At 42.5% G+C, this 14,446-nt stretch carries 13 protein-coding genes; all 13 read right to left on the bottom strand.

Going from position 1 to position 14,446, the window contains the following annotated elements; genetic code table 11:
• Nucleotides 1-47 precede the first annotated feature (47 nt).
• A complete protein-coding gene (locus R7O12_RS15970; protein WP_318126114.1) occupies nt 48-704 on the bottom strand; it encodes an amino acid adenylation in 657 nt (218 codons plus the stop codon).
• Nucleotides 705-755: 51 nt separating this feature from the next.
• The gene (locus R7O12_RS15965; protein WP_318126112.1) at nt 756-1,949 is read right to left on the bottom strand and encodes a restriction endonuclease subunit S; all 1,194 of its coding nucleotides are present in this window, start codon (nt 1,947-1,949) and stop codon (nt 756-758) included.
• Complete coding sequence (locus tag R7O12_RS15960; protein ID WP_318126111.1) at nt 1,946-3,541, bottom strand: class I SAM-dependent DNA methyltransferase; 1,596 nt, start codon at nt 3,539-3,541, stop codon at nt 1,946-1,948. Before R7O12_RS15960 ends, R7O12_RS15965 begins: the two co-directional genes overlap by 4 nt.
• Before the next feature lie 106 nt (nt 3,542-3,647).
• Entirely contained in the window at nt 3,648-7,097 is a 3,450-nt protein-coding gene (locus R7O12_RS15955; RefSeq protein WP_318126109.1) for a DEAD/DEAH box helicase family protein, read from the bottom strand.
• A 61-nt stretch (nt 7,098-7,158) separates the two neighbouring features.
• Nucleotides 7,159-8,643 carry a sigma-54 interaction domain-containing protein gene (locus tag R7O12_RS15950; protein ID WP_318126106.1) on the bottom strand — a complete coding sequence of 495 codons (1,485 nt, stop codon included), beginning with the start codon at nt 8,641-8,643 and terminating at the stop codon, nt 7,159-7,161.
• Between the two features lie 263 nt (nt 8,644-8,906).
• Complete coding sequence (locus R7O12_RS15945) at nt 8,907-9,395, bottom strand: hypothetical protein (protein ID WP_104975429.1); 489 nt, start codon at nt 9,393-9,395, stop codon at nt 8,907-8,909.
• The gene (locus R7O12_RS15940; RefSeq protein ID WP_050549549.1) at nt 9,392-9,805 is read right to left on the bottom strand and encodes a hypothetical protein; all 414 of its coding nucleotides are present in this window, start codon (nt 9,803-9,805) and stop codon (nt 9,392-9,394) included. The genes R7O12_RS15945 and R7O12_RS15940 overlap by 4 nt, the downstream gene beginning before the upstream one ends.
• Before the next feature lie 261 nt (nt 9,806-10,066).
• Nucleotides 10,067-10,471, bottom strand: coding sequence for a DUF1801 domain-containing protein (locus R7O12_RS15935; RefSeq protein ID WP_023623385.1), 405 nt, complete (start codon nt 10,469-10,471; stop codon nt 10,067-10,069).
• A gap of 146 nt (nt 10,472-10,617) precedes the next feature.
• The gene (locus R7O12_RS15930; RefSeq protein WP_193838022.1) at nt 10,618-10,980 is read right to left on the bottom strand and encodes a VOC family protein; all 363 of its coding nucleotides are present in this window, start codon (nt 10,978-10,980) and stop codon (nt 10,618-10,620) included.
• A 161-nt stretch (nt 10,981-11,141) separates the two neighbouring features.
• Nucleotides 11,142-11,699: a hypothetical protein gene (locus R7O12_RS15925; protein ID WP_025768997.1), complete on the bottom strand. Its 558-nt coding sequence runs from the start codon at nt 11,697-11,699 to the stop codon at nt 11,142-11,144.
• A gap of 146 nt (nt 11,700-11,845) precedes the next feature.
• A complete protein-coding gene (locus R7O12_RS15920; RefSeq protein ID WP_318106108.1) occupies nt 11,846-12,196 on the bottom strand; it encodes a hypothetical protein in 351 nt (116 codons plus the stop codon).
• A 134-nt stretch (nt 12,197-12,330) separates the two neighbouring features.
• Nucleotides 12,331-13,308: a hypothetical protein gene (locus R7O12_RS15915; protein WP_318106105.1), complete on the bottom strand. Its 978-nt coding sequence runs from the start codon at nt 13,306-13,308 to the stop codon at nt 12,331-12,333.
• A 144-nt stretch (nt 13,309-13,452) separates the two neighbouring features.
• On the bottom strand, nt 13,453-14,226 hold the full coding sequence (locus R7O12_RS15910) for a phosphotransferase (protein WP_213880770.1): 774 nt from the start codon (nt 14,224-14,226) through the stop codon (nt 13,453-13,455).
• Between the last annotated feature and the right edge of the window lie 220 nt (nt 14,227-14,446).

Here is a 14,446-nt window from a genome sequence, read left to right as displayed (position 1 = left end):
AACTGATATTACATTGAGAGAGTAAAATGGAGTGTGTGAAGACATCGCTAGCGCCTAAAGGGAACAACATTACTCATGTCAACAGAAGGTGGGGTTGTTTCCGTGATTTGCTGGACGTATTCAAGCAATCGCTCGATTGGGATGAAGCGCTGCTTCTTGTTGTTCACTTTGATGCTTTTGGTTTGAGAGTTGATATAGTTAGAAATCTCAAATGCCAGCGGCTGGCTTAAGCGATCGAGATTTCTATCCTCTAAGGTTTGCGTGACCCATTGGGCAGCGTCGGCTATATGGCCGTTAACACTCAGGTCGGTGTTTTTTATCCAGTAAGGTGTGAACTCAATGTCATTGAGCTTGGATAGCAGTGTGGCGATGTCGTAATGGCTGAATAAACCGCTCGCTTCCAAGGCTTCAACAAAGGCAAACTGCCATTCTATTTTTAACCGTTCAGCGAGTTCGTCGGGCGTGAAAATCATTCGATTAAGCGGAATAAAATAGGTGAAGCGACTGCTGGCTTCACAAACGATCAGGGTTTTCTCTACTGACCTATAACGGTTTTCAATCAGGTGCACCTGCCAGCTCATGGTAGCGGCATCCGAGTTGAGTTTATTAACCCCGGCTTGTTTACCCGCTTCTACTGGCATACGCTTAAAATCGGCTTTGAGCCATTTGTTTAGCGCATTGGTAGCGCTGAGTTGGAGCTGCATACAAACCTAACCTTTGATCAAAAAAGAGGCATCCGAAGACACCTCTGAAATTTATAGTTGGCCTGAGAAGGCTTTCTGGGAAATTGAGTCGAAACTTCTATTACCTAACGTCTCAAATTCCTCACGGTTATATCTCGAACTTTCTATCTTTTTAGCAATTTCTACGTACTTGTTTTGCATAGCTAGTGGAAATACAGGCACTGGCATAGCCTTTACGATTCCCATATTTAACCCTGCCATGATGGCGCCTTTTGTATTTTTTTCTAAATAGCGCCTTGCTATAGGATGGTATAAAAAGTACGAATGTAAAAACTCAGGCAAGCATTTGCTTTTATCTAGAGTGATGCAACATAAATGTTTGGTGTTTATAGCCACTGGGATATCCTCTGGAACCACCGCACACCTACCACAAGTCCCCATAATTGTAATAAGGACATCGCCTGGTAATACAGTATACCGACTAAGTTCTGAATACTTATCTTGAGAGATAAAACGTTCTTTCCCCCATTCAAAACGATTCTTTACTGCGTTATCGATACCTAAAACCGACACACCAGACTCAGTGAATTCACTATGTAATAATTGGCTACCAAAAGGACCTGTACGCATGCTCCCTTTTCGATCTTCAGCTAACTTTTCAACGGTAGATTCACCTACACCGCTAACATCACCAAACATATCCAAGAACACGCTGCGTAAAAACTCGTCGGCAAGTTCAATGGCTTGTTTGCGTTTCTGGCGAATAGCATCGGCCTTATCCAAAATGGCAGCGATGCGTTTTTGTTCGTCTAGTGGTGGTAGTGGGATTTCTAGTTGTTTTAAAAATGGAGTTCCAACGCGCTTTTGACCAGCAGCACCAGCCATGGCATTTGTTCCTAAAAACCTGAAAGCATCGTTCCAGAGTAAGTAGAACAAGTATGTAGGATCCAACTTCTCTAAATCGGCTCGCACTACATGAAACTCTGTAGACCCAAAACCTACTTGGTTTTTAATTTGGTAAGGTCTTAGACTCTTACCATTTTCAAAACAAGGCGTGATCTTAGCTAAAAGTACATCACCACGTTCGAAATAGGTGAAGCCCTTTTTGGTATTTTTAAGAACTTTGGGCTCTTCCCCCAAAAGTAACCCCTCTTCAGAAGCCGATGCCATCGCAACAAATGAAACAATCTGGTCTTCATCAATATCTTTAGGACACCGAGGGTTTACTTCCGCTACCTCAGTCAGTTTAACTAAAGGCCAACTCATAACATCGACTCCAGATCATTTAAGTCAGCCAAAATCTCATTTTCTAACGCTTTAAGTTTACTTAGAATCACTTTTGGTTCTTCGTAGCTTTCTTGCTCGTACACCACTTCTTTATAGCGGTTGATCGACAAGTCGTATTTGTTCGCTTTGATGTCATCTTTCGCAACCAAGAAGGCCTTTTGAGTTTTGTCTGACCATTGTTCAGTAGACTGACCTTCGGCTACCGCCGCTTGGTAAGCTTTGTACTGCTTAACCAAATCCGGCAGGTCGTTGTCTTTAATTGGAGTACGTTTATCATCGAGCGATTTACCATCGGCCTGAACATCGTAGAACCAAACGTTATTGGTGCTGCCACCTTTGGTGAAAATCAGAATCGCCGTAGAAACGCCCGCATAAGGCTTAAATACACCGCTTGGTAGTGAGATCACCGCCTCTAGCTGGTTATCTTCCACTAGGTGTTTGCGCAGGGTTTGGTGCGCTTTGGAGCTACCAAATAACACGCCATCAGGCACGATGGTAGCACTGCGGCCACCCACTTTCAGCATACGTTGAATCAATGCAACAAACAGCAGCTCGGTCTTTTTGGTTTTGACGACTTTTAGAATCGCGGGGTCAACATCTTCTTCATCTAAGCTGCCCTTAAACGGTGGGTTGGCGAGGATGATATCAAACCCGTTTTTCGCTTCATCAGGAAAACGCTCAATAAAACTTTGGCTTAGAGTATCTTGGTAGTGAATGTCTGGCTGTTTTACACCGTGCATCACCAAGTTCATTGCCGCAACACGTAGCATGGTAGAGTCAAAATCAAAGCCGTGGAACATGTCGTAATCGATATGAGCACGGTTTTCTAGCAAGTCTCCTGCATATAAGTGATTAAACACAGGGTTGCCATGCACATCTAAAACAGGCTTACCTTCAGTGTCAAACGCTTGCTCTTTCTCTAAGCCTTCAGGTGATGAATACTTTTCTAGCAGGTATTCGTAGGTCGATGATAAGAAACCACCCGTACCACAAGCAGGGTCGCACACTCGGTGAGTTTCTTCCACATCCAGCATTTCAATCATAGCGCGAATAATGTGGCGCGGCGTACGGAACTGACCGTTGATACCTGCGGTGGTTAGTTTTGACAGCAGGTATTCGTACAAGTCACCTTTTACGTCTTTGTTTTCTAGTGGCAGTTCGCTCACCAACTCAACCGCTTTAACCAATAGCGATTGCTTTTGGATCATTAGCTGCGCATCTTTCATAAACTCAGCAAAAAGGGTGTCGTCACTGGTGAGCTCTTTGAAGAATGGAAACAACTCATCTTTTACCAATGGGTACAACTGCTCTGCACCAAGGTGACGGAAGTTCTCCCAACGGATGTGCTGCTTGTCCTTCTCTTTATCTTCACTGACAGGAAAACGACGATTAAAAGGTTTGCCTGTACGAGCACTGCGCTTTTCATCGTTACGCTCATTCATATCTAGCATACGGGCATACATTAAATAGGTAATTTGCTCAACTACGGTTAACGGGTTGGTGATCCCGCCCGTCCAAAACTCTTCCCATAGTTTGTCAATTTGGCTCTTTAATGCGCCTGATGTGATCATTTTATATTCTCTTTAATTCCACGCTAGCTGCTCGCGTAAAATACAGCGAGCCAGCGATATTTCTAATTGGTTGTAGTGTACTTAGCTGAGTGCGAGAGCCAAAGGGTTAATTCACCACTTTCTCGACACTTGATTGTTTCTCACCCAAATGCACGCTAAAGCGGCGCACGAACTGTTCCACCACGTCCGCTTGCGCTTGGATTGGGAACACTCCATCTAAACCGGCATCATCGATTTGATTGAATGGTGCGTCGTACAACTGCTCAATATCGACACTGCCATATCGGCAAAGGTGATTTTTTAGCATGCCGATAAATCGTTGTTGTCTTGAGTTAAGGTGCGTATGTACTTGCTGCACAAAGGCCGTGAACTCTTTCTCAATAGCTTTAGCGTCCATTCCAACGATGGTACGTAAGATTTGATCGAGCCCTGCTGTCGATTCGGGGAAGAACTCTTTCAAGATTTCCAGATCGACACTTGGGTTTTGGGTATGTACAAGCGCATTGAGCGTATCTAAATCCGCTTCTGTTACCGATTGCCCCGCACGTATTTTCTGCAACACTTCGTTAGATTCAAACAGGGGTGAAAGCGTTTTTTCGACTTCCTGCTTATAGATCTGGTAGTCCACCGTCACAATATCGGTTTTCACTTCTTCAGTGCGATATTCAGCGGCTTCTTCTTTTACGTCCAATACTGGTGTTGGCTTAGGTGGCGGTGTCGCGCCTTTATCACGCAAATGAATAACCGTTCGAAGCTCGCTTCGGCATGTTTCTAAAACATTATGGTCAGCATCGTTCCAAAAGTTTGGCTGCTGCACCTGCTTGATAGAATTGGCCTTGCTGCGCACTTCGTTAAGGTGCATAGAAAGTGTGGTGACCTTTTCCATAATAGGCATCGCAGCAATATCTACCTTGGAAGGCTGCTTGAGTTTGATGAGCTCTAACTCTAAGAATTGGAGATCAAGACGCAAAGCTTCACTCTCGCCAGTAATCGGCTTCCATTGCATTAAAGGTGCCATAGTGGATCGCAGTAACTCTTTGGTGTCTGGTGCCATTTGATGCAGAGTTTTCTCATCACTTAACTGCGCTTTGATTTGCCAGCTTTCACGCACCTCGATGGTTTTGTCGTTAAGCGAATCAATATCGGCTTTAATCTGCGGGATCACCGAATCGAAGATATCCATTTCTGCTCGTTTGAGCGCCTCATCAGCCAAATTTAGCCGCGCTTCAAATACCTTTTGCGCGAGAGACTTACCTTTTGCACCTTCGTCTTCTTCTGGGTTCATTTTGAAGTATTCAAAGTTGTTCCAGTGGTCAAAAATTAAGAAATGCTTTTTATCTAAACCGGGACCGTATAGGTTTTCACACAAACGGGTGCCACGACCGACCATTTGCCAAAACTTCACTTTCGATTTGATTGGTTTAGCAAACACGAGGTTGATACATTCTGGTACATCAATCCCTGTATCGAGCATGTCTACAGAAACCGCAATGGTGATCTCTTCTTTGTTGCCTTCAGCACTTTTGAAATTGTCGATCAATTCATCCGCACGTTCGTATTTGGAGTGGATGACTCGGCAAAAGTTACCGCCAAGATCGGGGTACATTTCTCCAAACAAGTCCGCGATGAGTTCTGCGTGTTTTATGCTGCGGGCAAAGATGATCGATTTACCCGGTAATTGGTTATCGGCATCTTTAAGACCGCGCTCCATCAGGTTACGGATGATCTGGCGGTTGGTATCTTTATTAAAGATCGCTTTATCGACCAGCTTTGAATCAAAATCGAGATCATTCGGGTCGATACCTTGATCCTCAAGCTCTGCTATCTGCTCATCAGTTAGCTCATTGCCTTTAATGCCATCACGTAAGAACTTGGTGGTATGGGAAACGACTTTGAAAGGAACAAGGTTACCCTCTTCTATCGCTTGCTCTAGCGGATAGTTCGCTGTTGGCATTTTGTAGTCACAACCAAACAACTGGCTGGTTGAACGGGAGATCATCTCAACTGGCGTTGCCGTCAAACCCACTTGCAGCGCATCAAAATACTTAAACAGCTCGCCATACTTGTTGTAGATGGAACGGTGCGATTCGTCGGCGATAATAAGGTCGAAGTGACCAACATCGAACTCTTCGAAGGTTTGCATCATACCTGGATAAGTCGCGATCACGATACGCGCTTTACTCGCGAGATCTTTTTTACTTTTTCCTTTAACGAATAGCGGCTCTTTGGTGAATTCATTAAATGCGTTTGCCGCTTGTTTGCGTAGCTCTTTACGGTCACATAAGAACAGCACTCGCTTTGCCCAACCAGCGTCAAGTAAACGCTTGGTCAGCGCAATAGAAACACGAGTCTTACCCGTACCTGTTGCTTGTACTATCAGAGCTTTGCGGTGTTTGTCGCTAAATCGTTCACACACACGAGTGATCGACTCCATTTGATAGAGTCGACCTGCGACTTCTGTATCAATCGGTGTGCTGTTGAGATCTTTCTTCAGCGCACGCTGCTGGATAAGGTATTGCAGGCTGTCTTTAGAGTAGTAACCAAACAGTTTGCGTGGTACGTAGCCCTGAGCATCATCCCATAGCCAGATGTCGTAGCCATTGGTATAGAAAATTACTGGACGTTGGCCGGTCTGTTTTTCTAACGCATCGGCGTAAATTTTGGCCTGCTCCTGCCCTGCTCTCGCATCCACTCGGGTTTTCTTAGCTTCAATAACTGCCAGTGGTTTGCCGTTGTCATCCCAAAGTACGTAATCACAACGACCTTTGCCTGATTGGGTCGGCTGACCATCCACTTCGTACTCTTTTGATACTTGTTCGGTACTCACCTCTGCGAGTGCAACGTCCCAGCCTTCACTTCTCAGCTCCGAATCGATTAGACGTTTACGAGTTTCCGCTTCGTTAAAGTCAAAGCTGTTTTTCAACTTGAGGGTATTGCGCTTTAGCTTGTCAGCTTTAGTTTGGTCAACTTCCAACTTGAGCTTACTGGCAGCCTGCTGGGCCAACAACTGAGCTGCTTTAGCCTCTTCAAGTTCTTTTAACGCCTGCGTAAGCTGCTCACTGTTCTGGGCGAGTTTTTGCTGTAGCTGTTTGTTTTTACGTTTGAATTCAGCTTTAGACTCACCTTCTAAAGGTGCATTATCGGGTTGTGTATAGAGAGGGCATTCTTCTTGTGAGCCATCTCCATAGGCAATGAAAAGCCAACAACCGATCAGATAGGATTCTTTGAGTAACCAGAGCGCGTCATGCTGATTGACATATCCGTCATGGGCGGCTTTGTTTCCGCCTTTGCGCACGGCATGAAACTTATCGAGAATATCTTTATGAACAATGGCGGTAAACGAAGCACTCGTCAGCTTGTCGTGAACCGACGCATTCGGTAAAACAGGTAAACGTAGCTCTCGGTAAAGATAGCCAACGATTTTTTCGACATAGCAACGGAGCTTAACCATCGAGCTTTGAGGATCAGTCACTGCATAAGCTTCAGCAAACGCGCCCAATTCAGCCAGTTCTGGCCAGTCTTTTCTTAGATGTTCAAAGTTCACTGACGTTTTCACTCTTATTGTACTCCTGACCTCAATGAGCAATGGGTATGCCAACCCTGTTTTAGCCTACTTGCTATTCTTCAATACCTAATTTTGTCATCCAACCGCTTAACGTTTGATGACTATTAAGCCCTAGCGCTTCTGCCGCTTTAGATTTATTTCCACGACAATACTCCAAAGCTGAGTTAACCGCATCTTTCTTAATATTATCAATGTATTGCTGTATATCTCCGGGAACCGAAAATGCGCTCGCTCCAGATTGGTTCGTACCAGCACTTAATACCGAAGCTTGGAGATCTTGAGATGAAATAGTATTCGATTCAGACCATAAAACCGCTCTATTTAATGTATTCCAAAGCTCCCTTATATTTCCAGGCCATGGGTAGGACTGTGCAAATTTTATTGCATCCTCGGAAATTTTCTTACTTTCGAACAGAGGGTGTTTTTCAGCCTGTTGATTGATATCGCTCATTAGTGTTGAGATGAGCTCTGGAATGTCTCCTGCTCTTGCTCTAAGCGGTGGCATTTCAATAACTCCGACGGCGAGTCGGTAGAACAAGTCTTCACGAAAGGCTCCTTGCGATGTCATCTGAAACAAATCTTGGTGCGTGGCCGCAATAATGCGAACATCAACAACCTTAGATTTAACGTCACCGACTCTCGTAATTTCTTTTTGTTGCAACACTCTAAGTAATTTAACTTGGACATTGAGTGGCAGCTCGCCCACTTCATCAAGGAATAAGGTGCCGCCATTTGCCTGTTCAAATAGCCCTGAATGATCTTTATCCGCTCCAGTAAACGCCCCTTTGACGTGACCAAAGAGAATTGAGTCAACCAAGTTCTCTGGTAAAGCACCGCAGTTAACCGCCCTGAATGGCTTTTCAAAGCGAGGACTTGCATTATGAATTGCTGTTGCCATGACTTCTTTGCCTGATCCACTTTCACCAAGCACAAGTGCAGGTAAATCAGATAATGCGAGTCTGTGAGCTTTTTTCACTAGACGCTGCATGATTTTCGATTTTGCTGTTATAGCTTCAAAAGCGGGGTTTAATTTAGGACTGTCTGAAGTAAGTGACTGTATGGCTACGGTAGACGCTTTGGTGTATTCAGTTGCGAAATCGACAGGTATATCAACTTCAATTAACTCACCTTTGGGTGATGTTTGAAGTAACTGGCATTTCCCAATGCTCTTACCGAGCAAGACAGAAACAACAGCCATTGCTGGCGTTCCAGAAGTGAGGTTAAGATAAACTTGTTCAGAGTTAGAGGAAGCTTCACTCAGTTGTTTTTGCATCACCCGGGTTATAGATGAATAGTCTATTGGTGATGCCAATCGAACGCGTTGGATAGTCACTGAGGTCTTGGAGCGCCCTGCATAAGCTAGCTTTCTCTCCAACCACTCTTGATAGTCGTGCCATTCATCTTCCCATGTACTGGCAAGGATAATAATGCTATCTAGAGTTTTTCCGCTAAGAGCGATCGTTGCAATTGAAGCAGGCTTATCCTGCTTCATTTGATCAAGATCTGTCCTGCCAAGCCAACTGAGAAGGGTTACCATTTTTACGCCCGTAACTATTTTTACTTATGGCAATAGAGTTTACATCAATAGGTTGTTAGTTGATATTCAACTAAACACAATCGAGCAGTATGTCACAATGAATAAAATAGACGAACTGCGTGACATGAATCACATTTACGCACTTTATTCTGCTGTCACCCCAATTGTTACCCCCTCGGAATCTAGTTAGTGAAAATATCTTAACAATCATATATTTACACCTACATTTAAAGTCCCTCTTAAATGCTTTGTTAGCAGACTATTCAGTCTTGCGCACGTTCATACATATCTAGCAAGTCAAATGGAGCAAGGTTTTTACCTAATTCCGTTAGAGTTAATTGTTTTTCATTGGGTAAATTTTGAAACTTTAATTCAAAGCGTAAATCGACTTTAGTAAAAAGTAACTTTTTGATCTCATTTACTCTTAACTTTGTTAATGGATATTCTTCTTTTTCAGAATTTTCAACCAATAAGAATAACTTCATCAAAGTACCTAACTCATGAAGTGAACACTGATACAAAGAGTTTTTATATAAGTACCCAATACTTATCGATAGATCCGTCTCAACTTGCTTAACCTTTTGGATTAAGTCATCACTTACAGATTGCATTTTTGATGATGCAATACATTGACTATTCTTACTTTCATACTCGATTAATGATTTGTTTACCGCATTGAGCATAAGCTCATCGGTAGCAGATGCTAAACGAGGTAATAGAAGAAAAAGTACTAGGATTATAATTTTTTTCATTCAGACACCTTACATCCGTAATGCACAGCTTTCCAAAACTGGCGTTCTTTATGACTAATCTTACCTCGTATCATTTGTAAACCTGCAATTGTACTGATTTGGTTTTTAGCATGGCGTTCTAATGCCCCAAAAGATCTAAAAAAGTACTCCCAGTTCGTTTGATATATACTCCAAGAAGTGGTGGCGACATCGTTAGACACTAGTTGAAATCCCAATGTTTTCTCTATAGGTCCGGCAGACGCTGGAGCTTTTACGGTTAAGCCACCAAAAATCACAGCCAAATGTCCCAAAGCTATAGCAACCCAACCATCATCAATCTTGGCATTCATTTCGTTTATAGCATTTAGCGCTTCTTGGCTTTCCTCATCAAATGTCAATCCAATTAATACTGGACACGGTTTGTTTTGCATTTCAAATACTCCTAGTAAAATCTAACTATAATTTTTTGGAGCGAGTTTTTTAAAAAAAATCAGAATATTTGCGTATCAGTTTTACTTATACTGAAAATGATAGATCTCATTGTTACTTGTTTTGGCTGCTAACGCCGCGTTAAGGGGTGAGCAACGCAGACCACCCAACCTAAACCATTGTGCCGTAATCACTCAAGCTGAATCAAACCCAAAATGCCGAGCGTTGGGAATCCCTCTTGAACGCTTTGTTATGTGAATTTTTCACGCGCCCAAAAGAGGTAAATGTTTACGCTGCTGATAGGTTAAAGCTAACTCTAAACAGGACTTGATTGCTGTTTCTGGTAACGCTTTCGATAAGGACAGAACTATTGCTCTGTTTCCCTGAAACACCAGTTCTTCACCATACAATTCTCGAAATGTATCGACTAACTTAGTTTGGCAATTAAAGAACAGGTAATAATTGTTAGGAGATTTCAGCTTCCAGTCCATTCTTAGCGGGCTGCCTGTTTTTACACTATAGCTAGGTTCACCCCACTTTAGAGTTTCATCGACTTCACCCAGCTCCAAATCAGATGCGATTTGAAAGACTAGATTTCGTAGTTCCTCTAGCCTAATACGAGCATTTTCCGGATATTCATCGAAGCGTTCTTTGACTACCTTGTTCACTGGAACCTCCTATTCACATAACGCCTTGTTAAGGTGTGAGGCGCGCAATACCGAAGCTTCCGCATACCACCTTAACCACTAAAACCAACGCATAGTAAAAATGCCACGCGTGCCGAATCACTCTTGAACAATTTGTTATGTACGTGCTAAAGGTACACCACTGACTCCACATTGTTGCCCTCAGGGTCAATCAAAAACGCAGCGTAGTAGTTTGGAGCATAGTTTTTTCGTAAACCAGGCTTACCGTTGCATTTACCACCTAAAGATAACCCCGCTTGATGAAACGCAGAAACTTGTAATTTGTTTGATGCAGAAAAAGCAATATGGCACTTAGAATTACTGACGCCTTTTTCAATTAGAAACCTTACATTTGGCTCGCTCGAAAGCCCAAAGCCAGCAGCATTTTCATCTGACCACTTGAGTTCAATACCCAATGGCTCTAGCACATTCTTGTAAAACACACGACATTCTTCGAATGCAACTACCTTAATTTCAAAATGATCTATCACTCTCGATCCTTTAGAGTTGGTTACAATTTTCCTTAAAGTACATAACGCTGCGTTAAGTAGTGAGCAACGCTACCACCTAACCTAGACCATTGCACCGTAAACACCAAAAATCGACTTGAACAAAAAATGCCGAGCGTTGCGAATCTGCCTTAAACGCTTTGTTAAGCTTCATCTTCAGAGAACCACATAACTACTTTTTGTTCCATAAAGGCTTTAAGGATAGACAGTGATTCTAGTGCATCAGACTTGGCCAAAAGCTCAGCTGACTCAAAGCGCCCATCGATCATCTTTTTTATAAGGGAGCCTGATTTGATGCCAGCTTTAGCATGCACATACGGGTTTCTAATTTTCCTTAGTACTTCCAGTGAAACGTAAAGTTCTTCACTTATAATGCTCTCGCGCAATGAGTTATCGATAATCTTTTTAAATGACGATTCTGCAATCGTATTTTGACCTCGCATTATGAATTCGCCAGATAGAGAGTGCTCGATAAACGCTTGAGCAAGGAGCACAACAGCCATGTAGTTTCCATTGACATAGCTATTAGCTACTTCATGCAACGCAAGTTGTGATTGCATACCACCGGTTAACAACTTATCACCTTGTGGTCCAAACAATTCATTTAACTCAACAAAACGTTCAATTCTATCGGCTTTATTATGTTCTTCGTCAGCAAGAAAACTCTCGATTCCTTGCTTTTTTAGTTCTTCGTAATCCATAGTTTCTCATTGAAGCTTAACGCCTTGTTAAGGTGTGAGGCACGCAATACCTAAGCTTCCGCATACCACCTTAATCACCAAACCTAACGCATGGTAAAAATGCCACGCGTGCCGAATCACTCTTGAACAATTTGTTATGCTCGTACTCAAAGAAATTGGAGAATTAAGCAAGTGACAAACGCTGGAAGCCCTGCAATAAAGAAAACCAAACCTGCCTGGAAGTTCATTCTATGCTGCTCTCGTTGGTCTTCTTCGAAATCATGACCTTCTACCATTTTGTAAACTTTATCTGTTCTAGAATCATCCATATGCGCTGTTTTACTATATACGCCACCTTCCCACATAAGCTTTGCTAAAACCCAGTTCACGATAACAACGAAGAACAGAAAGTCGACTGGCTGAGTAGTAGCAAAGAAGGGGACAAACTGAGCTAAGAAAATAACAATCAATGCTGCAACAAGATTGATTAGCACCACTTTCTTCAGTAAATTGAGCAAAATTCCCTCCTAGAGCATAACGCCCAATTAAGGTGTGAAGCACGCTACCACAACACTCAAATTGGACGCCGTAAACACTAAACTAAACCCAAACCAAAAATGCCAAGCGTGCTGAATCACTCTTAAATTGTTTGTTAGTTTTCAGTGAAATGGACGATTTTTGTATTTATCCCTAAAAATTCATAAGCAGCCGACGCTTTGTAAACTAAACCATTATCCCGACAAAAGAATAACTCGCAAAATGAAGCTAACCCTGCATGGGTCATGTCACTAAATGAAGCATTAAACCTAGCAGTTTTTTGCATCTTGGAGTCTCGATGAAACCCAATGAAATTCAGTTGATGATATATGGCATTTACTTTTTCTACTGTTGATTTCTCGCTACCAAAGTTAGCCTCATATTTTCGGAATTTTAGACCAAAAAAATCCTCCAATGATTCCGATTCAAGGCTGTGTTTTTCAAATTCACTTTGCAGTAACTGCCAGATTTGGTTTATTACGTTCGGACCCTTAATGTTGTTTAGCGTTTTGGGACCTACACCAAAATGACTTTCAAAGTCTCTCACTGCAGCAACACCAGCATTGTCCATTTGTTCACTGATTGTCGAATATTGTGCTTTGAGTACCTCAGGCAAACTCTCGACTAATTGCAGTTGCTCGGTTGTTATTAATGGGTTTTGCTTGAGTTCTTCCAACGATGATTGAAGCAACTCTGCTAACTCATCGGTTCCTTTTTCAAAAATATGACTGTATGACTCGTCTTTTCTCCCACCATAGAACTTTTGAAGCATGGCTGTTAAGCCATATCCATATTCAGGCTGCTGTTCGCGGTTAAGCAAGTAGTGCTCATAAAGCTTAAAAACATCAACTTGCTGAAGTTCAGCTTCTCCTGTAACACGATTATTTTTGGTTACTGGTACTAGATACTTAGCGCCGATATCACTTAGTACAGCAAGAAATGAATCTTCGTAGCCTTTAGATTTGTATATCTCATTTAATGACTCATAAGAAAACACTGGAGTAATACAATGCTCAGAAAGCAATTTTTTCACATTATGCGGATCTCCCTTAGTCATCAAATCTAAGATGTTGTGATCTAAATATGCTTTCAATTTTACCTCCGAACTATAGTGAAAACTAACGCCGCGTTAAGTAGTGAGCAACACTACCACTGAACCTAAACCTTGCCCCCGTAGACACGAAAGCTGATTAAAACCAAAAATGCCACGCGTTGCGAATCTGCCTTAAACGCTTTGTTAGTTGCACAATGCGCACTGAATTTTTTGTTTATTTTCAGTGACATATTCTATGTCATCTAAATAGGCTTGAAGATGACCTTGCTCTATATTTTCAGCAAAGGATTCATTGCCATTTTCGGCTTCACTACGCATGAAGGATACTAAAGCCTGCAATCGCTGAACCATAGCATCAGCTAATTGCTCTCTTTCTAAATAAGTTGCACCGTAACTATCACAGAACAACTTGGCTCTAGCCACCTGCTCTGAGATTGTGCCTAGCTTATCATTGCTGTCAGTTTTGAAAGGAGACCAACAATAAACCGAATATGCTAAATCCCATATTCTTGGTGCTGGGTGCGCCGTGTCGAAGTCAAACACACCAACAACTGTATTTTCGAATAGAGCAACATTGTATGGGGTAAAGTCACCATGACAGATAACCTCGAATGGTTCTCTCGGCTCTAACATCCATCGGTGTGCATTAACATCAATTTGCTCCAAGATTGAAACCGTTGAGTCATGTATTTTACGTAATAATTTACCCGCTGACATGAGTGCATCGTTTGTTGCGATTGCGCCAACTAGCGGATAATTGTAGGTCTTACCTGCGACAAAACTTAAGATTTCTTGGTTTTGCTTAACACCTAGAAACTTTGGGATTTCATCTACCTTTGCTCGCTCAAGATGCTTCAAAATAAGATGAATTGTAGAACTCCATGACTTAAGAGGTCGATAGACGACTTCACCATCTCGATATATTGCAGACTCTCTTCCGCCTGATAATTCTTCCACGATACCTCCCTGTGCAACTAACGCCTTGTTAAGGGGTGAGCAACGCAATACCGAAGTTGCCGCATACCACCCTAATCACTAACACCAACGCATAGTAAAAATGCCACGCGTTGCGAATCCCTCTTGAACAATTTGTTATGTGACTTGGATTCAAGTACGAAGTGCGACACCCCTGAAATTTAAAACAGTGAGATGTGCTATTCATAAATTTTACTCCCGC

Source organism: Vibrio sp. Vb1574, from assembly GCF_033338675.1.
This window is presented reverse-complemented; position numbering and strand designations above follow the sequence as displayed.

Coding starts and splice junctions, on each gene's coding strand:
- R7O12_RS15965 (WP_318126112.1), bottom strand. CDS start 1,949: ATGAGTTGGCCTTTAGTTAAACTGACTGAGGTAGCGGAAGTAAACCCT.
- R7O12_RS15925 (WP_025768997.1), bottom strand. CDS start 11,699: ATGGATTACGAAGAACTAAAAAAGCAAGGAATCGAGAGTTTTCTTGCT.
- R7O12_RS15945 (WP_104975429.1), bottom strand. CDS start 9,395: ATGAAAAAAATTATAATCCTAGTACTTTTTCTTCTATTACCTCGTTTA.
- R7O12_RS15950 (WP_318126106.1), bottom strand. CDS start 8,643: ATGGTAACCCTTCTCAGTTGGCTTGGCAGGACAGATCTTGATCAAATG.
- R7O12_RS15960 (WP_318126111.1), bottom strand. CDS start 3,541: ATGATCACATCAGGCGCATTAAAGAGCCAAATTGACAAACTATGGGAA.
- R7O12_RS15940 (WP_050549549.1), bottom strand. CDS start 9,805: ATGCAAAACAAACCGTGTCCAGTATTAATTGGATTGACATTTGATGAG.
- R7O12_RS15970 (WP_318126114.1), bottom strand. CDS start 704: ATGCAGCTCCAACTCAGCGCTACCAATGCGCTAAACAAATGGCTCAAA.